Source organism: Mucilaginibacter sp. 3215 (assembly GCF_050433785.1).
GTDB lineage: Bacteria > Bacteroidota > Bacteroidia > Sphingobacteriales > Sphingobacteriaceae > Mucilaginibacter.
The window spans coordinates 1-21,350 of the sequence record NZ_JBNPWO010000017.1; the positions used below are offsets into that span (position 1 = coordinate 1).

Here is a 21,350-nt window from a genome sequence, read left to right on the forward strand (position 1 = left end):
CCCTGCAGCCGCACCGCCCAGCATCGTTCTGCTCGTTTTCACCCGAAGCTGATCTGCTGCGAAAAACCACATTTTTTATCTTGTCATGGGTAGCCTGTCGAAGGACGCGCGCAGAGGCCCACCCGCTATGCTTCGACAGGCTCAGCATGACCCCATTTTTTAATTATGTCATTAAGCAGCGTGGCAATCGCACGGACGCATAGCCGCCGTGTATAGTACGCGATGCCGCGCTGCATAATGACATAATTGTAGGTTATTGATTACTAAGTGTGTTTTCCGACCTGTTTTATAGGCTGGGCGTTGCCTGCGGCCCGGGCTTTCCGTTACAAGTCCTCGCTTTTCCTTCCCACAATCCCAATCCACGCTGTGGGCTTTACACTGCAATCCCTAACGCTGCCCTCGCACAACATCCTTAAAATAAATTCCTTATGTCATAGCTATTTTTTCAGGTTGCCTTTATGCTTACTCACAATGCCATGCCGGATAAACTATTTATTCCTAAATTGGCCCAATGATATTTGATTTCAGGCTGAAGGTTTTTTATACGGTAGCACAGCGGTTAAGCTTTACCAAAGCTGCATCCGAACTGTTTATTACCCAGCCGGCGGTCACCAAACATATCAAGGAACTGGAGCAGCAACTCAGTGTACAGTTGTTTAAACGAAACGGCAATAATATTTCCCTTACCGCCGCCGGCAAGATCCTTGAAAAATACGCCGAGAAAATTTTTCAAACCTACACCGACCTGGAAACTGAACTGGCCCAGCTTAATACCCTGGAGGCTGGTACGCTGCACATAGGGGCCAGTACCACCGTGGCGCAAACTATTTTGCCCAAGCTGCTGGCCATGTTTAAAAAAACATATCCCAAGGTTACTTTCAATTTTATCCAGGCCAATACCGATCAGATCTCCCAGCTGGTGTTAGCCGAAAAAATAGATATTGCCATTGTAGAAGGGGCTGCCCATTCGCCGCAATTATCCTATACCGATTTTATTAAAGATGAAATTGTACTGGTGACCAGCGCTAACAATAAGTTATCCAAAAAGACCGAGATCACACCCAAACAATTGCCTGCCATTCCCTTGGTTTTAAGGGAAGCCGGATCGGGCACCCTGGATGTTATCTTCAATGCCCTGGCCGCCGTGCAAATCAACCCTAAAGACCTGAACATCGAGATTCAACTGGAGAGCAGTATCGCCATAAAACAATATCTTTTATACTCAGAAACAGCAACATTTCTCTCCATCCAATCGGTAGTAAGCGAGTTAAAATACAACGAGCTCACCATTATTGATGTTAAAGGATTAGAGATTTTCCGCACTTTTCAGTTCATACAATTGCATGGCAAACACAGCAAGCTGATAGAGTTATTTAAACGTTTTTGCCTTGCCAATTATAACTTAAAGTAATCTCATATTACTTTATATCATTTGATTGCCAGTTAGTTTAGCGGCAAATTTGATTGCTGAATCAAAGGCGATCATACATGGAAAAAATTACTACCGATATCTGCATTATAGGCGCGGGACCTGTTGGTTTATTTGCTGTTTTTGAAGCCGGGCTGCTAAAAATGCGCTGCCATCTTATCGATGTGCTGCCACAGGTTGGCGGCCAGCTTTCCGAAATCTATCCGCATAAACCTATTTATGATATTCCCGGTTATCCTGATGTTACCGCACAGCAACTGGTGGATAATTTGATGCTGCAGATAGCCCCGTTTCACCCCACCTTTAGTTTGGGCGAGCGGGTAGAAAACCTGCAACGCAATGATGACGGTTCCTATGACATCATTACTAACGACGGCACAACCGTTCATTGCCAGGTAGTAGTAATTGCCGGCGGCCTTGGCTGTTTTGAACCCCGCAAACCGGAAATTGACCGCCTTACGGATTTTGAGGGAAAAGGCGTAGCCTATATGGTGAAAAATCCCGAACATTTTCGTGATAAAAAAGTGGTGCTTGCAGGTGGCGGCGATTCCGCCCTGGACTGGGCTATCTTTCTGAGCAATGTAGCCGAGCGGGTTACACTGGTCCATCGGGGGGACACTTTTCGCGGAGCACCTGATAGTGCCGAAAAGGTATTTGAACTGGCCAGGGAAGGCAAAATCGACCTGATCCTTAAATCAAATGTAGTTGCCTTAACCGGCGATGACTGCCTGCGGGAGATCACCCTGCTTGACCGGGACCAGCAGGTAAGCCATATTGAAGCCGACCACCTCATTCCTTTATTTGGCCTTAGCCCTAAGCTTGGCCCTATTGCAGACTGGGGTTTGAATATCGACAGATCAGCCATCGCGGTAAATACAGTTGATTACAGCACCAATATTGAACGCATTTATGCCATTGGCGATATCAATACCTACCCGGGTAAGCTTAAGCTGATACTCTGCGGTTTTCATGAAAGTGCCTTAATGGCCCAAAGTGCTTTCAAATATGTTTACCCGGAGCAAAAACTGAGTTTTAAATACACCACCGTTTACGGTGTAAGCGCTTTTTAGCCATGATAAATTTAACCATAATTGACCGCGATGGCGGCAGCAGGCCCGTTGAAATTCCGGAAGGCATAAACCTGAGCCTGATGGAAGTACTGAAGGCATCCGAGTACGATATACTGGCTACCTGCGGCGGCATGGCGCTTTGTGCTACCTGTCATGTACAGGTGATAGAAGGGCCCGAAGAATATTTTACTGCTACGGATACCGAGCTCGACGTATTGGATACGCTCCCCTACGCTCCACCCGCAAGTCGGTTGGCCTGCCAGATCAGGATCTCCGAAGACATGGATGGGATGGTATTTAAGCTGGTGGGAGAGGAGTAAAGTCGAAAGTCTTAAGTTTTAAGTCTTAAGCCGGATAAAAAAAGATTTGTATGCTTATTTCCAAAAACGGATGAGCGTTTTTATTGTCTTACTTTATTTAAACCCGTTTTAACAACTACTGAATAAAACATAAAACGGCCCGGACAAGCCGGGCCGTTTACTATATCCTAACAGAAGATCAATTAATGACCTTGCTCGTGTACTTCTTCTTCCCTGAACAGTTTCGCGCTAAAATAGTCGTTGTTCATGCGGGCAATGTTGGTCAATTTAATTTCCTTAGGGCACTCGGCTTCGCAGGCACCGGTGTTGGTGCAGCTGCCAAAACCTTCCTCGTCCATCTGGGCAACCATTGATTGCACGCGACGGTAGCGCTCCGGCTGACCTTGCGGTAATAAGCCTAACTGGGTGATCTTAGCCGATACGAACAACATAGCCGAGGCATTTTTACAGGCAGCAACGCAGGCACCGCAACCAATACAGGTAGCCGAGTTGAAAGCTTCATCAGCAATAACTTTAGGGATTGGGATAGCGTTACCATCAGGTACACCACCGGTGTTTACCGAAACATAGCCACCAGCTTGTTGGATCCTATCGAAGGCAGAGCGGTCAACCGCTAAGTCTTTAACAATTGGGAATGCCTGAGCGCGCCATGGTTCGATAGTGATGGTTTCACCGTCGTTAAAGGTACGCATGTGCAGCTGGCAGGTAGTGATACCGCGTTTTGGTCCGTGCGGGTGACCGTTGATATATAATGAACACATCCCGCAGATGCCTTCGCGGCAGTCGTGGTCAAAGTTAATTGGCTCATCGCCTTTATGGGTCAGGCTTTCGTTTACCACGTCGAGCATTTCAAGGAACGACATGTCGGGCGAAATGTTTTCAGCTTTGTAGCTTACGAATTTACCCGGGGTTTGAGCATTTTTTTGACGCCATACTTTAAGCGTCAGGTTCATATTTCCGTTACTCATCTTTGTTTTAGATTTGAGTTATCGTTATTTTTTGTTGATTGAGTGAATAGATGATTGGAGAAATGGGTTTAACTTAATCAACCATTCTCCTAATCAACCAATCACTATGCATAATTACGTTGTGATAAATGAACTGCTTCAAATGTCAGTTGCTCTTTATGTAACTCTTCCGGTTGGTTCTCGCCTTTGAACTCCCAGGCGGCAACAAACGCGAAGTTTTCGTCATCGCGAAGTGCTTCACCATCGGCAGTTTGTGATTCAACCCTGAAGTGGCCACCGCATGATTCTTTACGCATTAAAGCGTCATCTATCATCAGCTCGCCAAGTTCAATGAAATCGGCCACGCGACCAGCTCTTTCTAACGAAGCGTTCACTTCTTCGTTTTCGCCGGTTACGATAGCATTTTTCCAGAAATCGGCTTTCAAAGCCTGGATCAGGTCTTTGGCTTTTTTCAGGCCTTCCTCGGTACGGGCCATACCGCAGTACTCCCACATAATGTGGCCAAGTTCGCGGTGGTATTCGTTAGTGGTTTTAGTGCCTTTTAACGACAATAATTTGTTTACGTGGGCAATTACATCCTGCCTGGTTTTTTCAAACGCCGGGTGGTTGGTGTCAACCTTTTTAGGACCAATCTTAGCCAGGTAATCGCCAAGTGTATAGGGGATCACAAAGTAACCGTCAGATAAACCCTGCATCAATGCAGATGCGCCAAGGCGGTTAGCACCGTGATCGGAGAAATTACACTCACCTAAAGCATATAAACCCGGAATGGTAGTACTCAGGTTATAATCAACCCAAAGGCCGCCCATGGTATAGTGAACCGCAGGGTAAATACGCATTGGTTGTTTATATGGGTTCTCGTCGGTGATCTGGATGTACATATCAAACAGGTTACCGTATTTGGCTTTAACGGTTTCTTCGCCCAGGCGCTTAATCGCGTCGGCAAAGTCAAGGAATACTGCAAAACCAGAACCTCCTACGCCTCTGCCTTCTTCAACCATTTCCTTGGCGTTACGTGAAGCCACGTCACGAGGGACAAGGTTACCGAAAGCCGGATATTTACGCTCAAGGAAATAATCGCGGTCATCTTCTTTAACCTGGTCTGCTTTCAAAGTGCCTTTGCGCAGTTGCTCGGCAATTTCAACAGTTTTAGGAGCCCATACACGGCCGTCGTTACGCAATGATTCAGACATCAGCGTTAACTTAGACTGGTGATCGCCGGTTACCGGGATACAGGTTGGGTGAATTTGAGTATAGCAAGGGTTACCGAAGAAAGCGCCACGTTTGTGTGCCCTCCAGGCTGCCGTTACATTTGAGCCTATAGCGTTTGTTGACAGGTAGAACACGTTGCTGTAGCCGCCTGTACACAATAATACCGCATGGCCGGCATGTGTATCGATAGCGCCGGTAAGCATGTTACGGGTAACAATACCTTTGGCATGACCGTCGATAGTTACCACGTCAAGCATTTCATGGCGGGTGTACATTTTTACTTTACCGGCATGGATCTGGCGGTTAAGGGCAGAGTAAGCACCTAATAATAATTGTTGCCCTGTTTGGCCCCTCGCGTAAAATGTACGCGATACCTGCGAACCACCGAATGAACGGTTGTCTAACAAGCCGCCGTATTCGCGGGCGAAAGGTACACCTTGTGCAACGCACTGGTCAATGATGTTTACCGAAACCTCGGCCAAACGGTGAACGTTGGCTTCGCGGGCGCGGTAATCACCACCTTTAATAGTATCGTAAAATAAACGGAAAACGCTGTCGCCGTCGTTTTGATAGTTTTTAGCGGCATTGATACCACCCTGTGCTGCGATAGAGTGCGCACGGCGGGGGCTGTCCTGGAAACAAAATGCCTTAACGTTGTAACCCAGCTCGCCTAAAGTGGCAGCTGCCGAAGCGCCTGCCAAACCGGTACCTACAATGATGATATCGTATTTACGCTTGTTGGCGGGGTTAACCAGCTTCAGATCAAATTTATGCTTGCTCCATTTTTCGGCTAATGGGCCTTGAGGAATTTTAGCATCTAATGTCATCTCTTCTTTGTATTTATGTTTGTGGCTTTTGGCCAGCTAAACTTAGTGAGCTCCCTGGGTTGATAAATAGTAATAATAAACCGGCATGGCGGCAAAAAGCAGCGGAATGATAACTGCAAACAGCCATGTACCAATAAAGTAAACTACCGGTGTATATTTACGGTGTACCCAGCCCAGCGTACGGAACGCGCTCTGGAAACCATGTAACAAGTGAAATGCTACAGCACCCATGGCTATTACGTAAAAAATAACGTAGATAATGTTGCTGAAACTGTAAGCAACACGCGCGTGCAGGTCTTTTACCCTTACAACTTCCACATTGTTTTCGGTTGATACCGAGTGGCTGAATTCGGCATTGGCCGGTGTGTAATCGCTAACCTTTGTTTCGCCTGTTGCCAAATCGGTACGGTACTCTTTAAAGCCCATGGTTTTGTCGTTATGGTAACGGAACCAGAAATCGCCCATGTGGATAACTATGAACAGGAACAGGACTGAACCAAGCAGGCCCATGTTTTTTGATGACCATGAGGCATCAGATTTTGCCGCTACCGCATAACGTACAGGGCGGGCTTTACGGTTCTTGACAGTCAGGATCAAACCGTATAGTGCATGCACTAAAATGGAAAGGTACAACAGGTATGCTATAACTTCAATAGGCGGAAAATGCGTAAGGAAGTTGGCATACACGTTAAAACTGAAACCGTTATCGTTGTTAAACAACAACAGGTTGCCGCCTACGTGCACAATTAAAAAGGTACACAGAAACAAGCCTGTTAAAGCCATGATCAGCTTTTTGCCCAGCGACGAGTTTAAGGTTTGTTTGAATTCGCTCATTATGAATTGGATTTATTAGGCAAAAGTATTTATTAAATAACAAAACATAGAAGAGGTTTTGGCTTATTGGAGACCAAAAAGCTATTTAGAATCAATCTAAAATAATGCCCTGGTATTCAACATCCAAATACAATACGATGACAGGGAAATTGATGAATTCAGTACATTTTGTAGATGAAAATCAGGCTATAGCCACAACTTTATCTTTCAAAACGGCAAAGATCCTGTCGTTTTGAAGGCTCCGGATAGCTACCCGCCCGGTAAATTTTCCGAAGGATGGTAAAATTCCCTGTTTATTGCCGAAGGCAAAGCAGGGCAATGTAATACTTTGACGTGCCCGGCCGCTTAAGTTTACCCCTGGATGGATATGCCCACAAAAAACGTAACCCGCTTTTTCGTCCCCGTCATTGGCAAGCGGGTGGTGCATCATGAGGAAAGGGCCGATCAACAGTTCGTCATGCAGCTCGATATTCAGGTTATGATAATGCTTATCTGCAATGATATCATGGTTGCCGCGGACCAGGATGATCTTTAACGCGGGGAACTGGCTGCGCCAAAGGATAAACCAATCCCAATCGTTATTTATATCGCTGTGGAACAGATCGCCCAAAAAAATTAACTTTTCCGGCTTGTGTTCATAAATAAGATCAGAAAGTACGGCCAGGTCGCTTTGCTCCATATCCCGCGGTATAGCTATACCCGCTTTACGGAAATGGCCCACTTTGCCCAAATGCACATCGGCAATTATCAGGGCGCTTTGCTGCTGCCAGTAAATAGCTTTTTGTGGTAATAATAAAAGATCCTGACCCAGCAGGTTAAAAGGAGTAGCCGCACTTATCATTAAAGCAAAGTTAATAAATGCCATCCGCCCTCCTAAAAGGGAGTAATAATTTTTTTCAATCAGGGTGTAACCTGTTTAAAAAACATGTGGTCATAGCTTACAAATACACCGCAGTGGCGTGTTTACAGAGAGAAAAAACAGTATTAACTTAATTAAAAAAACAAATATTATGGGACCTGGACAATTGGGCGTATTAGCCGGAATAATAATACCCCTCAGCTTATTCGCGATGATCTTCGGCATCGTTTACTTAAACAAACGGGAGAAATTAGCAATGATAGAACGAAACATGGATCCAAGGAGTTATAAGCCACAATCGGCTCCTTATCAAAATTTAAAATGGGGTTTGCTGCTCATTGGTTCTGGTATCGGCTTGTTTTTAGCCTATGTTTTAAACCGGGGCATATTCAATAGCTTTGACGATGATGTTTTCTTTTTATATGTATCACTGATCGCTATTTTTGGAGGGGCGGGCTTGTTTTTATCATACCGCATCGAGAAAAGAGAAGTGCTGGATAAAGAAGAATTGTACAAAGAGAAATAAAAAAATAGCTACGGCTTCTCTTTTACTCTCGCAAATTGCGGAGCTCAGGCTTACGAAGTTTAAAAAGAACTTCGTAAGTCTTTATCTTTAACGATCTTGCCGTCTCCTCACTAAGAATAAAAATTCTCCCCACTGGTTACGACACGTTATATAATGTAATACCTTACCCTATCCCGTACCGCTCTTTAAATAAATTTAAATGATGGCGCTCATGGCCGGCCAGCATAAATACAAATGCCGCAACAGTAAACAAATGGTTGCTGGCAATACCGTTACGATTTAGCTGCTCATCGCTGAATGCTTTAATCATATAAAGGTTTGCCTGGCGCAATGCACGGAACTCTTCGGCGAGGTCTTGTATATTTTGGCTGTTAAAATCGGCATTATTAACATAAACATCCTGGTCAAAGCCTGGCAGCTCGATATGATTGCGCGAAAATACGAGGGCACGATAGGCAAAGGTACGTTCGGTATCAATCATATGGCCCAATGCCTGCTTAACTGTCCATTTGCCGGGTGCATAAGCATACAATCCCTGCTCATCGGTTAAACCTCTGAATAGCTGGTAACTGGTATCCATTTGCTGTTCAAGCATGTTAATTACATCATTGTCGCCAACAAGGCCCACATATCCCGCTGCAAATGGTGAATAATCACCTGGTTCTGGTTTTGTTATCATTGCGCGTGTTTTTTAGTACTATCCTGAAAGTTGTTCCTTTACCTATTTCCGAATCTTTTACAAAAACCTGCCCGTTATGGTAGTTCTCCATGATCCGTTTGGTGAGCGACAAACCCAGCCCCCAGCCGCGTTTACGAGTGGTATAGCCAGGCTGAAAAACAGTGTCAAACTTAGAGCGCGGAATGCCTTTGCCGGTATCTGTAATATCAATAAAAATCTGGTTCTTAACCTTGTTGCCACTAATCTCAACCTTAATGTTACCCTTGCCCTCAATGGCGTTAACAGCATTTTTTAACAAATTTTCCAGTACCCAGTCAAACAGCGGAATATTGAGCCCGGCCTTGAGGTGCGGATTACCCGTCATTTCAAAGCTGATGTTTTTGCTGACACGAACTTTGAAGTAATCAACAAAATCTTTCACTACAGCATAAACCCCGTGCTCCTCCAGTACCGGTTTGGATCCGATCTTCGAAAAACGGTCGGCCACAATTTCAAGGCGCTTTACGTCGTTTTCCATTTCCGCCATCAGAACATCGTCTTCGGCATGGAATTTTTCCTTCATTAGCTCAATCCAGGCCATGAGCGATGATATAGGCGTACCCAACTGGTGTGCTGTTTCTTTGGCCAGGCCCACCCAAACCTGGTCCTGTTCCGATTTACGTGAGGAACTGAAGGCGGTATAAGCCATCAATAGAAATATAGCAATTACTGTAAGCTGTACGTAGGGAAACAGCCGGAGCTGCGTAAGTAAAGGAGAATCTTTATAGTAAACATAATTGTCGTCGCCCAAAACTTTGTACTTTATGGGGGCGTGCTGGCCTTTCATGTATTGCAGCTCATTCTCAAAATATGTTGGGTCGTATTTTTTTCCTTTTTTATTCTCGGCTTCGAGCTTGTTGTAGGTTTTGGTGGTGTCTAATCCGCGCCATAGAATAATTTCGCCTTTTTCGTCGGTGATAATTGCGGGGACGGTTAAACTGTCACGAACAGAAATTACATAACTAAAAAAATCGTCATCGTCTGAGTTTAGTAACTGCCTCATAGTCATGGCCCAAACCTGGGCACGGGTACGCTCAGAACGGGCAATGTTTTTTACCAGGTAGCTGGTGTAAAATAACGAACCGCTGGCAATTACCACTGCAAAGGCAAGGAGCAAATATTTCCAACGTTTTTTCTGTTGATATGGGTTCATGCTGGGCACAGCCCAAATAACGTAAAATTGCTTTGTAAAATATAATTTTTGTTAGTAGTTCATAGTTGATGGATCATTGTTCATAGCAGCGCCATTTCTTTTATAATGCCATGAACCATGATCTATGAACTATAAGCTTTGCGCTTAATAACATATCTTTGCCCCCATCATGACCGATAAAAAAGTAAGAGTCCGTTTTGCGCCAAGCCCTACAGGTGGTTTACATCTTGGCGGCGTGCGCACCGTGTTGTTCAATTATTTATTCGCCAAAAAACATGGCGGTGATTTTGTTTTGCGAATTGAGGATACCGACCAAACCCGCTATGTGGAAGGTGCCGAAGAATATATTTTAGATTGCCTTAAATGGTGCGGCCTTCACCCCGACGAAAGCCCGGTTGCCGGCGGTCCTTACGCGCCATATCGCCAAAGCGAGCGTAAACCACTTTACCGCGAATATGCCGAACGCCTGGTTATGGAAGGGCATGCTTATTATGCCTTTGATACCGCCGAAGAGCTGGACAAAAACCGGAAGGAAATCCCCAATTTTCAGTACGGCCTGGCCTATCGCCATACCCTAAGAAACTCGCTTTCATTGCCTCAGCACGAGGTTGATGCCTTGCTTGCTGCCGGTACGCCGCACGTGATCCGCATTAAAATGCCGGAGGGTGAAACTGTGAGTTTCAATGACATGATCCGCGGATATGTGAGCTTTGAAACCGGCCTGGTTGATGATAAAGTGTTATTAAAAGCCGATGGCATGCCTACCTACCACCTGGCCGTTGTGGTTGATGATTACCTGATGAAGATCACGCATGCTTTTCGCGGCGAAGAGTGGCTGCCTTCGGCCCCGGTACATTTGCTGCTTTGGGAATACCTGGGCTGGAAGGCCGACATGCCCCAATGGGCGCATTTGCCGTTAATCCTAAAACCGGATGGTCATGGTAAGCTGAGCAAGCGCGATGGCGCCCGCCTGGGTTTCCCTGTGTATGCTATGAACTGGTTCGATGCAAAATCGGGTGAGTTAACGCAGGGTTTCCGTGAGTTGGGTTTTTTACCAGAAGCATTTTTGAACCTGCTGGCTACGTTAGGCTGGAACGACGGTACCGAGCAGGAGATTTTTACGCTTGATGAGTTGATAGAAAAATTCTCGATAGAACGCGTTAATAAATCGGGCGCCAAGTTTGACTTTGAGAAAGCCAAATGGTTCAATGCCGAGTGGATTAAGAAGTTGGCAGTAGGCGATTTGCAGTTGGCAGTTAAGAAAGTATTTGCGGATAAAGGAGTTAACGTTAATGATGATGAGTATTTGGCCAAGGTTATTGGTTTAATCAAAGATCGTTGCGTGCTATTGCCAGATTTTTATCAGCAGGCAGGCTTCTTTTTTGAGCAGCCCGCGACATATGACCTTAACGCGGTAAAACCAAAATGGACCGATGCCAAAACAGAGTTTTATCATGCGTTTATCGCCTTGCTAAATAACGAAGCAGTTATTGAAGCGCATGACCTGGAAGCTAAATTCAAAGCCCTTGCCGAAGAAAAAGGTTTAAAAGTTGGGGATGTAATGCTGCCTTTCCGCATTATGCTGGTTGGCGGCAAGTTTGGCCCGCATGTATTTGATATCGTTGCCCTGCTTGGTAAAGAAGAAACCATCAGCAGGATTGAAAAGGCGCTTGTGGAGTTCACTGCGGAATAAAACTAATCAAAATAGAACGTCATTGTGAGGAACGAAGCAATCCCAAACTGTACAGGGTGGCCCTGCTAATCGGGGATTGCTTCGTTCCTCGCAATGACGTTTTTTTAATGTAGGTGTTTATTACACCGCCAACTTCACCAGCTTCTCCCCTTCCAAAACAGGAATGGCGGTAGTCAAGTCAACCTGTAAACAAAACTCGATATCTTTTTCGATGCCTAATTTTTTAAGGCGTTCGCCATGCGATGTTTTTTTGAGATACTGGTTGATGTCGTTTTTACCAACCTGAAAGAGATCGTTGGCTGCAATCGCGGCATCGTCCAGTGCAAATCCTTTATCTTTTAATTGTTCAATTACGGCGCCAGCAAAAAGGGTATCTTCCAGGTTGAAATTGTTTTTCCAGCCGGCGCATACCAGCAGTACGCTTTCGTTTTGCGTGTTGAGCCAGTTGCTTAAAGCAGTAAGATTCAGGAACGAGCCAATAACAATTTTTTTAGCGCTGCGCGACAAATGGAGCGCGTGTGTGCCGTTTGTAGTGGTTAGCACAACTGTTTTGCAGGCTACCTTTTCTTTAGTGTACGAAAATGGCGAGTTGCCAAAATCAAACCCTTCCACTACCGATCCGTCGCGTTCGGCGGCAAGAAGGTAATCCAGCCCTTTCTCTCTATACGCGGCACACTCCTCAACTTGTGATACGGGTATAATAGCCTCAGCACCGTTTTCAATACCATAACATATAGATGATGTTGCCCTGAAAATATCAATAACCACTACAATATATTCTTCCACATTAAAAAGTGGTAATAATGCAGGGGTTAGGCAAACGTGTGCCCCCCAGCCCCCTGAAGGGGGAGTTTGTGTAGTTGTATTTTCAGACATCTTTTAATTTAAATTAATGAATTATAACAAAAGAGATAAAAAGCCGGGACTGCGCGATTCCCCTCTTGAGAGGGGTGGAGGGGTGTGTTAATATGCGCCAATAAACGATGTATAACACACCCCTGCAACCGCTCTTTCCTCCGCGCCCCCTCTCGAGAGGGGAGTTTGAAGGTTCCTCCCTTCAGCGGTTAGGGGGCCTTATTTATAAAACGGCGGTTTTACAATCTGTGCCTTAATTTTATTATCCCTGATGCTGATATAGATTTCAGTACCTTCTTTGGCGAAAGCGGTATCCACATAACCCATACCAATAGCTTTTTGCAACGATGGAGATTGCGTGCCTGAAGTTACTTTACCTATGGTATTGCCATCAGCGTCAACTATAAGATAGTCATGGCGTGGAATACCGCGGTCTATCATTTCAAACCCTACCAGTTTGCGGTTTACACCAGCTTGTTTTTGTGCCTGTAATGCTTCAGCATTAGTGAATTCTTTATTGAATTTTGTTACCCAGCCTAAGCCGGCTTCAAGCGGTGAGGTGTTATCATCAATGTCGTTACCATATAGGCAGAAACCCATTTCCAAACGTAAGGTATCACGTGCGCCTAAGCCAATTGGCTTAATACCAAAAGGCTCGCCGGCTTTGAAAATTGCATCCCAGATCTGCTCCGCATATTGGTTTTCAAAATAGATCTCGAAGCCGCCTGCACCGGTATAGCCTGTAGCTGATATCAATACATTGTCAACACCTGCAAAAGTTCCTTTTTTAAAGGTGTAGTATTCCATGGATACCAGATCTACCTCAGTGAGGCTTTGTAAAGCCTCGGCAGCTTTGGGCCCCTGGATAGCAAGCAATGAAGTCCGGTCGGATATGTTTTTCATATCTACGCCCTTGGTATTGTATTTGGAGATCCAGTCCCAGTCTTTTTCAATATTTGAAGCGTTAACCACCAACATATAGGTTTTTTCGTCGATCCGGTAAACCAGCAGATCGTCAACAATACCGCCGTTTTCATTCGGCAGACATGAGTACTGCACTTTGCCATCGTATAATTTTGAGGCATCGTTACTGGTAACCCGCTGAATCAGATCAAGCGCGTTCTCTCCTTTTAAAATGAATTCGCCCATATGGCTTACGTCAAAAACACCAACGGCCTTACGCACGGTTTCGTGTTCGGCGTTAATGCCAACGTATTGCACAGGCATGTTGTAACCGGCAAATGGAACCATTTTGGCACCGGCTTTTACGTGGATATCGGTTAATGCGGTATTCTTCATCGTCAACTTAAATATTGGCCGCAAAGGTAACTATTATGAAGCGTAATCAGTACGGTTGATTGGTTTTGATTTTGTTGATTGCTTTATGATCTTCTTATAGCCGCTGCGAGTTTAAGTAAGTTGAACCCCTCTGGGGTTCGGATAAGGGGTGGGTCATTGTTTTCTACAAACCTTTCCCCCCTCTGGGGATTTGTATATTTTATTAAACAACATTATTGAGATGTTTTTAAAGGCAAGTGCACCAGAGGTGCAAAAGGTTTGTAGCATGAAAAGTTATAAAAATATCCATTGCCCCAGCGGGGCAAAACAACACACCTTGCTGATTAAACGACAACAGTTTTGTGAGGTAACTTAGGCTGCGATAGGCCCTGATGGGACGTTAAACAAAAAAACCGGTTAACGTTGCGTTAACCGGCTTGAGCTATAAGTTAGCTACTTTATACTTTTTTAATCGTTTCCATCAACACCGGGATCTTAGGTACTTTGGGATAAGTTTGAAATAATTTACCATACTTATCATAAATAGCGATATATGGAGTTGTTTGTACACTATAAAATTTTTGTACCAGGTAGGTGTAGCCTTCGGTGCCAATGGTGATGTTATGGTATTTGGCCAGATCAAAATCGCGCTGAAAAGTTTGGATCCCTTTAAGCATCGGCATAAAAGTGATCATCACTATCTGCACATTTTTTAATTTGGGTAGCTCGGGTTTCAGATCATACATCAGGTGCTGGCAATGGCTGCAATCGGGCGAAAAATAGATCACCATTACCGGTTTGTTTTTTTTCAGGTTGGCAGGAGTAACGTAAACACTGTCTGTAGTGAGGATGTGATATGGCGGTAAGCCCGAGTTAGCAGGTGGCGTTTGTGCCTGGCTGCACCCGGTGGCAATAATCAGACAAAGCAGTAAATACAGTTTCTTCATTATTTTAATTAGCATTTAATAAGCATAGTTACAACATTTTTAGCTTTCAAGCAATTCAATTTGCCAGGCAACATGCTCCTCGGTTACCGGGAATAACACATTTTGGCGCACAGTATGATATACAGCATCAAATATCCCATTATAATTACCTTTGGGTGACTTTATCCATTCCACGGTTTTTTGCCCGTCGGCACCCATAAGTACCAGTTTACCGTCGCTGCCTTCGGGTTCGATGCCAAAACCTTCGTCGGTAGGCATCATGTCGGCATCAAGCTGTGCTTCCTGAACATCGGTACGCATTTTTACAAAGCTGCCTAATGTTCCATGTACCACAAAGCCATAAGTATGCTCGGCAATGAGCAACCCCGAGGTTAGGTATACATTAAGCTGATTAGGATATTTAAGGTGGATATTGAAATAATCATCAACCTGCGAGTTTGGCCTGAATGCAGCGGTAGTTTTTTCATAGCTCAACGGCCTGCCAAAGATACTGATGGCATTATCAACCAAATGCGCGCCCAGATCATAGGTAAGGCCGCCGCCCGGAACGCCCGCCGTTTCCTTGAATTGTTTTGCACCGATGGCCATGCGGTACCTGTCCAGCCTGAAATGAACCTCGATCAACTCGCCTAACCTGCCGCTTTCAATCACCTCTTTTACCGAAAGGAAACCGCTGTCATAACGGCGGTTTTGGTAGATCATCACTTTCAAATCAAGTTTTTTGCCCAAATCATACAGCGCTTTTACCTCGCTTGAAGTTACGGCTGCGGGCTTCTCAATCAGTACATGTTTACCTGCATTTAGAGCTTGTACAGCATAATCAAAGTGGGTGTTGTTAGGGGTATTAACAATGATGAGCTCTATTTCCCCGTCATTCAGCAGTTGGTCGATGCTATCATAGCTCATCACATCCGGGTATTTTTTGCCGGCTTTTTTTTCATGGCGCTCAACCACGGCCTTAAAAGTAAAGCCCGGGTTGGTAGTTAAAAACGGTGCATGAAAAATCCTGCCCGACATTCCGTAGGCCATGAGGCCGGTTACTATTGGTTTCGACATATTAAAGTAGATTTTGCTGTGTTAAAAGTATCGTTTTAGCTACACCTGTACAAGGGAATTAAACAGAAAAAGGGAGATTGTTACATCTCCCTTTTTCTATCTTGAATTAATCAATAGCTGACTACTTCATGCCTTTTTGAATAGCTTCAATTTCGGCTAAATGGTGCTGGATAACAGGTAATGTTTTAGCTGCAAATGCTTTAAGGTCGGCATCTTTGCAATTTTTTGAAGCATCTTCAAACAGTGATTCAACTTTTTTATGGCCTTTAACCATAGCATCAACATAGTCCTTGTCAAAATCAGCACCTGTTTTGGCTGCCAGGTCGGCTTTCATTTTCTGATGCTCATCATCAGGTGCCGATGGCAGGGTAATGTTTTTGGTTTTGGCTATGGCCATTAGTTCGTCGTTTGCTTTGCTGTGGTCGGTAACCATCATTTTAGCAAAATCTTTTACTTTGGCATTGGTTGCCTTTTCGCTGGCCAATTGGCCAACAGCAACTTCGGCTAAGCCGGCATTGGCCGCTTCGGTTGCAAATTTTGCATCATCGGCGGTAACGGCAATGCCTGTAGCGCCGGTAGTAGTTGTGTCTTTTACTTTGTTGGCACTGTCGGCAGTGTCAGTTGTTGCAGCTGCTGTGCTATCGCCGCTGCCGCTTTTTGCTCCGCCTTTACAGGCCTGGAATGATAATGCCGCCAGGGCCATCATTGCAATTAAACTTAACTTTTTCATAGTAGTGTTTATGTATTTGTTTTTACAGTTAACATTTTTTAGTTAATTAAGTTTGATTTTCTTATTTGTAAATAAAAAACGACAGATAATTGGAGTGTCGTTTATTAACATTTAGTTTTTAATAAATATTTAACATTTGTTTAAAAGCACTTTTATAAGTTGTGGTTTATAATAACGCGACTAAATTATACTTGATATGTTAATAGGATCATTGTTTTTGGGCAAAGTGCATGAGGTTAACGGGCAGTGGATAGAGACCAAATTTGTGGTTATTGGCATTCCGCTGTTCCCAACCAGTTCCATGCTGGTAACCCGGTCGGCCTGGCGAAGCCGTAACGGGTTTAATATTCCGCTTAATCATCAAAGCATCATTGCAGGCTACGCGCGCATGTTTTCGGTGATCATAGCCTTTATTGCTTTCATCTTCTTTTTTAGCGAAAGGGATTCAACCGCTTTGTTAATCGGGGCCATTGGCCTGGCCCTGTGGTTGTATTTTTATTTTGTATTTGGCAGCGCCGATACGGCAGAAGCGGAGGAACGAAAAAAAATGGGCGACCTCACCGGTCTGTACATCAAACCGGAGTGGCTTAGCTATGATGATGCCTACCGGATCTATGATCGCCTTGAAAAAAAATACCGGACAGAGTTTGACAGCGCCGACTGGTTCAACGATCTGCAGCAAAATGAAATAGCGCCGGCCAAGCTGCCGCTGCTGTATGCGCTTTCGCGGTTTAACTATTCGTTAGGGGCTACCGAATGCAACAAAAAGCTATTTGAAAAGGCGGATAGCTTATACTTGTAATACAGGTTTTTGCGTTTATTTGCTTAAACCTCATTGACCATGAAAAACCTGATCATCGTGTTGTTAATTATAACGGCAGGCACAGCATCTGCTCAACAAAAGTTTAACCCTGTTTTAAAGAGACAGCTTGACAGCGTATTGGCACTTGATCAGAAATATCGCGAGATCTTAACTTATCTGATGGATCCGAGCAAAAAGGATTCGGTGTTGAAAACATTACCGGTTAAACCGGAAGAAGCTACAGGCTATTACTGGAAGCTTCAGAGCCAGGCCGATTCGACCAATTTGATTTTTATCGAGAATGTATTTGCGAAATACGGCTATCCCGGCAAATCGCTTGTTGGAGAACCAACCAATGAGGCAGCTTGGTACGTAATCCAGCACTCACCTAAAATAAATCAATACATGCCCCTCATGAAAACCGCTGCCGAAAACAAAGAACTGCCTTTCAGGTTGTACGCCATGATGCTCGACAGGCAGCTGATGTATGAAGGTAAAGAGCAAATCTACGGTTCGCAGGCTACGTCAAAGCCATTACGTAACGGCCAAAAAATTGGTTATTATGTTTGGCCGATAAAAGACGCGGCAGGTGTAAATGAACGCCGTAAGCAAGCCGGTTTTGATCAAACTGTTGAACAGAACGCTAAAAGGTTGGGCTTTGATTACAAGGTTGTGAAAATTGAGGATGTGAAGTGGTAGCCATGATTTAATAAATGGAACTGCTCAATTGAACCCCAATTTGCGTTAGGGATTGAAGCGGATACCGGCCCACGAGCATAATGCCTGCAGGCGTATGAGCGGAAAGCCCGGCCGGAGGCAACGCCCATATCTGAACCATGATTTTTAGGATTTTGGGATTGTTAGGATTTTTATGTCAATTTTTAAACCGGCATAGTAAAAATCGCAATGCTCATTCCCTGTGCTTGGCTACAGGGAATGAGCATTTAAAATAATTCGCTCTTTATTACTAATCTCGTGCTGAAAAATTTCAACACAAATGCTTTGCAAGCGCTCCACAATTAATCGAATTACACGAATCTTAAATTGATTCAATTCGTGTAATTCGATTAATACGTAAAAATTAGTGTGAAAAATTTTCATTTATTGTTTTTCAATTCGTATGTGGTTAAAAGCAGTTTCCCTGTGCTTGGCTTTATATATTTATCCTATCAAAAAGTTTACACCCTGCATTCCCCCGCATCATATAAAAACATAACTTTGCCCCTGCAAAATTTAATACCATGAGTTTCAGAACCGAACACGATACCATGGGCGAGGTACAGGTACCTGCCGACAAATACTGGGGAGCGCAAACCGAACGCTCACGCAATAATTTTAAAATTGGTCCGGAGGCGTCAATGCCGAAGGAAATTATCGACGCTTTCGCATACCTGAAAAAGGCTGCCGCTTTTACCAATACCGATTTAGGTGTATTGCCGGCAGAAAAACGCGACCTGATTGCACAGGTTTGCGACGAGATCCTGGCCGGCGAACTGGCTTCGGAGTTTCCGCTGGTGATCTGGCAAACAGGCTCGGGCACGCAATCAAACATGAACGTGAACGAGGTGGTTGCTAACCGTGCCCACGTATTACAAGGCAACAAACTGGGCGAAGGCAAAACCTTCATTCACCCAAATGATGATGTGAATAAATCACAATCATCAAACGATACTTACCCAACTGCCATGCACATTGCGGCATACAAGATCCTGATTGACGTAACCATCCCGGGTATCGAAAAACTGCGCGATACCTTGCAGGCTAAATCAGAAGCCTTTAAGTCGGTAGTAAAAATTGGTCGTACCCATTTGATGGACGCTACCCCGCTTACTTTAGGCCAGGAGTTTTCAGGTTATGTATCGCAATTGAACCACGGCTTAAAAGCTCTGCGCAATACGCTTGATCACCTTTCTGAACTTGCTCTCGGTGGCACCGCGGTAGGTACAGGGATCAACACGCCTAAAGGTTATGATGTAAAAGTTGCTGAGTACATTGCCCAGTTTACCGGCTTGCCGTTCATCACAGCAGAAAATAAATTTGAAGCTCTTGCCGCTCATGATGCCATTGTTGAAAGTCATGGCGCTTTGAAACAAATCGCGGTTTCATTAATGAAGATAGCTAACGATATCAGGATGCTGGCTTCAGGTCCGCGTTCGGGCATTGGCGAGATCCATATTCCGGATAACGAACCAGGCTCATCAATTATGCCGGGTAAAGTTAACCCTACCCAAAACGAAGCTGTTACGATGGTAGCTGCACAGGTTATGGGGAATGACGTGGCTATTTCTATCGGTGGCTCAAACGGCCATTACGAGCTGAATGTATTTAAACCGGTTATGGCGGCAAACTTCCTGCAATCGGCAAGGTTAATTGGTGATGCCTGCGTGTCATTCAATGATCATTGCGCTGTAGGCATTGAGCCAAATTACGAAGGTATTAAAAAGCACCTTGAAAACTCATTAATGCTGGTAACTGCGCTTAACCCGCATATTGGCTATGAAAACGCGGCAAAAATTGCTAAAACAGCCCTTAAAAACGGCAGTTCACTGCGCGAAGCTGCTATTGGTTTAGGCTTACTAACCAACGAGCAGTTTGACGAGTGGGTTCGCCCCGAAAATATGATAGGCAGTTTAAAATAAGCCTCACCCCAAACCCCTCTCCGGATGGAGAGGGGCTTTTTAATGCATGCAGTTTATGCCAAAACGCTTTAATTTGCGCTATCTCTCAATAACTAAGGCTTTAAGCCTTCTGCCTTCAGCTTTCAGCTTAAAAAAAGCCTTTCGCCTTTCACCTTTCGCCTTTGGCCTCATAATAGCCTCTTGTACTATGAACCCGGATAAACAAACGCCCGGCGAGGGTTATTTGCAGGGCGAATGGAAACAAGACTCGGTACCTGCGCAAAAAAGCCTGGTAACATATTCGCTATATGATATTAAATTCAGCTGTGATTCATTTCTTTTGAAGATTAGTACCGTTAGCAAGGTTAATTACGGGGCTGATACGTGTATGAGCAAAGGCCATTGGGATGAATATGTACGCGGAACGTACTCGCAACGGCGGGACACGCTCCACATTAAGGGGCAGTTTTGCAATGCCGATGGCTCATATAAAAATGAACAGGGCTGTTTCAGGTTTGGTGATTATGAAGAATATTTTAAGGTTCATAAGCAAAGCGACTCGCTGATCCGGTTTGTAAGTACATCCAACGTAATACCTATTAACGCGCATTTAATAAAAAGAACAAGCTGCATTCCAAAACCATTGTAATGAAAACACGAACCTTAAAAAAACTTTTATTGCTGGTGGCGATATTTTATATCCCCCTGCAAAGCATGGCCTGGGGTACTAATGGGCACCGCATTTGCGGCCAGGTTGCGGATAGCTACCTAACCACCAAAGCCCGTAAAGCTATTCAAGCCATTTTGGGTAATGAGTCGATTGCCATTACCAGCAACTGGGCCGATTTTATTAAATCAGACCCGGCTTACAATTACCTGTATAACTGGCATTTTATCAACCTGGAAAAAGCTTACACTTATCCTGAGCTACAGGGCTATTTAAAGGCTGATACGATTACCGATGCCTATACCAAAATGAATTTCCTGGTGGCCGAACTTAAAAAGAAAACTACTACCAAAACCAACAAGCTGCTTTACCTGCGCATGCTGATCCATATTGTTGAGGATGTGCACCAGCCGCTGCACACTGGTCACCTGAGCGATAAGGGAGGTAACGATGTAAAGGTACAATGGTTTGGTAAAGAGAGCAACCTGCATTCGGTTTGGGACAGCGAGTTGATTGACCTTCAGCAATTAAGCTACACCGAGTATACCGCGATGATAAACCACACAACAGCCGCTCAGCGTACTGAACTACAAAAAGCGCCAATGAGCCAGTGGATATACGAAAGCAACCAGATGGCAGATAAACTGTATTCCGAAACTAAAACCGGTGATAAACTTGGTTACAAATACAACTTTAGCCATATAGCAACCCTTAACCAGCAAATGGTTAAAGCCGGCGTACGTTTGGCCGGTTTGCTGAACCAGATATTTGGATAATTTTTGAGTGAG

Annotated in this window: 21 protein-coding genes; 10 read left to right on the forward strand and 11 right to left on the reverse strand. The window is 44.5% G+C overall.

Annotated elements, in window-relative coordinates:
* Positions 1–511: 511 nt before the first annotated feature.
* The 3 genes from ABIC84_RS21835 to ABIC84_RS21845 all read left to right on the forward strand — a co-directional run bounded on the left by ABIC84_RS21835 (position 512) and on the right by ABIC84_RS21845 (position 2,819).
* Complete coding sequence (locus ABIC84_RS21835; protein WP_429264931.1) at positions 512–1,411, forward strand: LysR substrate-binding domain-containing protein; 900 nt, start codon at positions 512–514, stop codon at positions 1,409–1,411.
* A gap of 77 nt (positions 1,412–1,488) precedes the next feature.
* The gene (locus tag ABIC84_RS21840) at positions 1,489–2,499 is read left to right on the forward strand and encodes an NAD(P)/FAD-dependent oxidoreductase (RefSeq protein ID WP_429264932.1); all 1,011 of its coding nucleotides are present in this window, start codon (positions 1,489–1,491) and stop codon (positions 2,497–2,499) included.
* A 2-nt stretch (positions 2,500–2,501) separates the two neighbouring features.
* Positions 2,502–2,819 (forward strand): 2Fe-2S iron-sulfur cluster-binding protein, encoded by a 318-nt coding sequence (locus ABIC84_RS21845; RefSeq protein ID WP_274986207.1) that lies wholly within the window; start codon positions 2,502–2,504, stop codon positions 2,817–2,819.
* Between the two features lie 182 nt (positions 2,820–3,001).
* Here ABIC84_RS21845 and ABIC84_RS21850 read toward each other — a convergent pair whose 3' ends face one another.
* From ABIC84_RS21850 to pdeM, 4 genes are all read right to left on the reverse strand, one after another.
* Positions 3,002–3,787: a succinate dehydrogenase/fumarate reductase iron-sulfur subunit gene (locus ABIC84_RS21850; protein ID WP_429264933.1), complete on the reverse strand. Its 786-nt coding sequence runs from the start codon at positions 3,785–3,787 to the stop codon at positions 3,002–3,004.
* A 104-nt stretch (positions 3,788–3,891) separates the two neighbouring features.
* Positions 3,892–5,826, reverse strand: coding sequence for a fumarate reductase/succinate dehydrogenase flavoprotein subunit (locus ABIC84_RS21855; RefSeq protein ID WP_429264934.1), 1,935 nt, complete (start codon positions 5,824–5,826; stop codon positions 3,892–3,894).
* Between the two features lie 42 nt (positions 5,827–5,868).
* Positions 5,869–6,660, reverse strand: coding sequence for a succinate dehydrogenase cytochrome b subunit (locus tag ABIC84_RS21860; protein ID WP_090530615.1), 792 nt, complete (start codon positions 6,658–6,660; stop codon positions 5,869–5,871).
* A gap of 181 nt (positions 6,661–6,841) precedes the next feature.
* Positions 6,842–7,525, reverse strand: a complete 684-nt coding sequence (gene pdeM, locus ABIC84_RS21865; RefSeq protein ID WP_426583963.1) for a ligase-associated DNA damage response endonuclease PdeM — start codon at positions 7,523–7,525, stop codon at positions 6,842–6,844.
* A 145-nt stretch (positions 7,526–7,670) separates the two neighbouring features.
* Between pdeM and ABIC84_RS21870 the strand changes: the two genes are divergently transcribed.
* Positions 7,671–8,045: a DUF6249 domain-containing protein gene (locus tag ABIC84_RS21870; protein WP_274986202.1), complete on the forward strand. Its 375-nt coding sequence runs from the start codon at positions 7,671–7,673 to the stop codon at positions 8,043–8,045.
* A gap of 163 nt (positions 8,046–8,208) precedes the next feature.
* Here the strand turns inward: ABIC84_RS21870 and ABIC84_RS21875 are convergent, their stop codons facing one another.
* Positions 8,209–8,724 (reverse strand): DinB family protein, encoded by a 516-nt coding sequence (locus ABIC84_RS21875; RefSeq protein WP_426583961.1) that lies wholly within the window; start codon positions 8,722–8,724, stop codon positions 8,209–8,211.
* A complete protein-coding gene (locus ABIC84_RS21880) occupies positions 8,699–9,916 on the reverse strand; it encodes a sensor histidine kinase (protein WP_426583959.1) in 1,218 nt (405 codons plus the stop codon). The genes ABIC84_RS21875 and ABIC84_RS21880 overlap by 26 nt, the downstream gene beginning before the upstream one ends.
* Positions 9,917–10,085: 169 nt before the next feature.
* Between ABIC84_RS21880 and gltX the strand changes: the two genes are divergently transcribed.
* Entirely contained in the window at positions 10,086–11,609 is a 1,524-nt protein-coding gene (gene gltX, locus ABIC84_RS21885; protein ID WP_429264935.1) for a glutamate--tRNA ligase, read from the forward strand.
* Between the two features lie 120 nt (positions 11,610–11,729).
* Here the strand turns inward: gltX and ABIC84_RS21890 are convergent, their stop codons facing one another.
* The 5 genes from ABIC84_RS21890 to ABIC84_RS21910 form a co-directional block, all read right to left on the reverse strand.
* Complete coding sequence (locus tag ABIC84_RS21890) at positions 11,730–12,485, reverse strand: 2-phosphosulfolactate phosphatase (protein WP_429264936.1); 756 nt, start codon at positions 12,483–12,485, stop codon at positions 11,730–11,732.
* A 198-nt stretch (positions 12,486–12,683) separates the two neighbouring features.
* Positions 12,684–13,763 (reverse strand): glycine cleavage system aminomethyltransferase GcvT, encoded by a 1,080-nt coding sequence (gene gcvT / locus ABIC84_RS21895; protein ID WP_429264937.1) that lies wholly within the window; start codon positions 13,761–13,763, stop codon positions 12,684–12,686.
* 437 nt (positions 13,764–14,200) lie between these two features.
* On the reverse strand, positions 14,201–14,689 hold the full coding sequence (locus ABIC84_RS21900; protein WP_429264938.1) for a TlpA family protein disulfide reductase: 489 nt from the start codon (positions 14,687–14,689) through the stop codon (positions 14,201–14,203).
* 39 nt (positions 14,690–14,728) lie between these two features.
* The gene (locus ABIC84_RS21905) at positions 14,729–15,745 is read right to left on the reverse strand and encodes a Gfo/Idh/MocA family oxidoreductase (RefSeq protein ID WP_429264939.1); all 1,017 of its coding nucleotides are present in this window, start codon (positions 15,743–15,745) and stop codon (positions 14,729–14,731) included.
* Between the two features lie 121 nt (positions 15,746–15,866).
* Positions 15,867–16,475 carry a DUF4142 domain-containing protein gene (locus ABIC84_RS21910; RefSeq protein ID WP_090530637.1) on the reverse strand — a complete coding sequence of 203 codons (609 nt, stop codon included), beginning with the start codon at positions 16,473–16,475 and terminating at the stop codon, positions 15,867–15,869.
* A 196-nt stretch (positions 16,476–16,671) separates the two neighbouring features.
* On the opposite strand from ABIC84_RS21910, the gene ABIC84_RS21915 reads away from it, so the two are divergent.
* The 5 genes from ABIC84_RS21915 to ABIC84_RS21935 all read left to right on the forward strand — a co-directional run bounded on the left by ABIC84_RS21915 (position 16,672) and on the right by ABIC84_RS21935 (position 21,338).
* Entirely contained in the window at positions 16,672–17,277 is a 606-nt protein-coding gene (locus tag ABIC84_RS21915; protein WP_429264940.1) for a hypothetical protein, read from the forward strand.
* Between the two features lie 39 nt (positions 17,278–17,316).
* Positions 17,317–17,976, forward strand: a complete 660-nt coding sequence (locus ABIC84_RS21920) for a DUF6624 domain-containing protein (protein WP_090530642.1) — start codon at positions 17,317–17,319, stop codon at positions 17,974–17,976.
* 542 nt (positions 17,977–18,518) lie between these two features.
* Entirely contained in the window at positions 18,519–19,916 is a 1,398-nt protein-coding gene (gene fumC / locus ABIC84_RS21925; protein ID WP_373615222.1) for a class II fumarate hydratase, read from the forward strand.
* A 187-nt stretch (positions 19,917–20,103) separates the two neighbouring features.
* Positions 20,104–20,544, forward strand: a complete 441-nt coding sequence (locus ABIC84_RS21930; RefSeq protein ID WP_176625408.1) for a fumarate hydratase — start codon at positions 20,104–20,106, stop codon at positions 20,542–20,544.
* Positions 20,544–21,338, forward strand: coding sequence for a S1/P1 nuclease (locus tag ABIC84_RS21935; RefSeq protein WP_429264941.1), 795 nt, complete (start codon positions 20,544–20,546; stop codon positions 21,336–21,338). Before ABIC84_RS21930 ends, ABIC84_RS21935 begins: the two co-directional genes overlap by 1 nt.
* The last annotated feature ends 12 nt before the right edge of the window (positions 21,339–21,350 follow it).

Excerpts from the sequence above, each read along its gene's own strand:
- fumC (WP_373615222.1), top strand. The coding sequence starts at position 18,519 with ATGAGTTTCAGAACCGAACACGATACCATGGGCGAGGTACAGGTACCT.
- ABIC84_RS21850 (WP_429264933.1), bottom strand. The coding sequence starts at position 3,787 with ATGAGTAACGGAAATATGAACCTGACGCTTAAAGTATGGCGTCAAAAA.
- ABIC84_RS21875 (WP_426583961.1), bottom strand. The coding sequence starts at position 8,724 with ATGATAACAAAACCAGAACCAGGTGATTATTCACCATTTGCAGCGGGA.
- pdeM (WP_426583963.1), bottom strand. The coding sequence starts at position 7,525 with ATGGCATTTATTAACTTTGCTTTAATGATAAGTGCGGCTACTCCTTTT.
- ABIC84_RS21870 (WP_274986202.1), top strand. The coding sequence starts at position 7,671 with ATGGGACCTGGACAATTGGGCGTATTAGCCGGAATAATAATACCCCTC.
- ABIC84_RS21860 (WP_090530615.1), bottom strand. The coding sequence starts at position 6,660 with ATGAGCGAATTCAAACAAACCTTAAACTCGTCGCTGGGCAAAAAGCTG.
- ABIC84_RS21915 (WP_429264940.1), top strand. The coding sequence starts at position 16,672 with ATGTTAATAGGATCATTGTTTTTGGGCAAAGTGCATGAGGTTAACGGG.
- gltX (WP_429264935.1), top strand. The coding sequence starts at position 10,086 with ATGACCGATAAAAAAGTAAGAGTCCGTTTTGCGCCAAGCCCTACAGGT.
- ABIC84_RS21900 (WP_429264938.1), bottom strand. The coding sequence starts at position 14,689 with ATGAAGAAACTGTATTTACTGCTTTGTCTGATTATTGCCACCGGGTGC.
- ABIC84_RS21935 (WP_429264941.1), top strand. The coding sequence starts at position 20,544 with ATGAAAACACGAACCTTAAAAAAACTTTTATTGCTGGTGGCGATATTT.
- ABIC84_RS21910 (WP_090530637.1), bottom strand. The coding sequence starts at position 16,475 with ATGAAAAAGTTAAGTTTAATTGCAATGATGGCCCTGGCGGCATTATCA.
- ABIC84_RS21880 (WP_426583959.1), bottom strand. The coding sequence starts at position 9,916 with ATGAACCCATATCAACAGAAAAAACGTTGGAAATATTTGCTCCTTGCC.
- gcvT (WP_429264937.1), bottom strand. The coding sequence starts at position 13,763 with ATGAAGAATACCGCATTAACCGATATCCACGTAAAAGCCGGTGCCAAA.
- ABIC84_RS21845 (WP_274986207.1), top strand. The coding sequence starts at position 2,502 with ATGATAAATTTAACCATAATTGACCGCGATGGCGGCAGCAGGCCCGTT.
- ABIC84_RS21905 (WP_429264939.1), bottom strand. The coding sequence starts at position 15,745 with ATGTCGAAACCAATAGTAACCGGCCTCATGGCCTACGGAATGTCGGGC.
- ABIC84_RS21930 (WP_176625408.1), top strand. The coding sequence starts at position 20,104 with ATGAACCCGGATAAACAAACGCCCGGCGAGGGTTATTTGCAGGGCGAA.
- ABIC84_RS21855 (WP_429264934.1), bottom strand. The coding sequence starts at position 5,826 with ATGACATTAGATGCTAAAATTCCTCAAGGCCCATTAGCCGAAAAATGG.
- ABIC84_RS21920 (WP_090530642.1), top strand. The coding sequence starts at position 17,317 with ATGAAAAACCTGATCATCGTGTTGTTAATTATAACGGCAGGCACAGCA.
- ABIC84_RS21890 (WP_429264936.1), bottom strand. The coding sequence starts at position 12,485 with ATGTCTGAAAATACAACTACACAAACTCCCCCTTCAGGGGGCTGGGGG.
- ABIC84_RS21840 (WP_429264932.1), top strand. The coding sequence starts at position 1,489 with ATGGAAAAAATTACTACCGATATCTGCATTATAGGCGCGGGACCTGTT.
- ABIC84_RS21835 (WP_429264931.1), top strand. The coding sequence starts at position 512 with ATGATATTTGATTTCAGGCTGAAGGTTTTTTATACGGTAGCACAGCGG.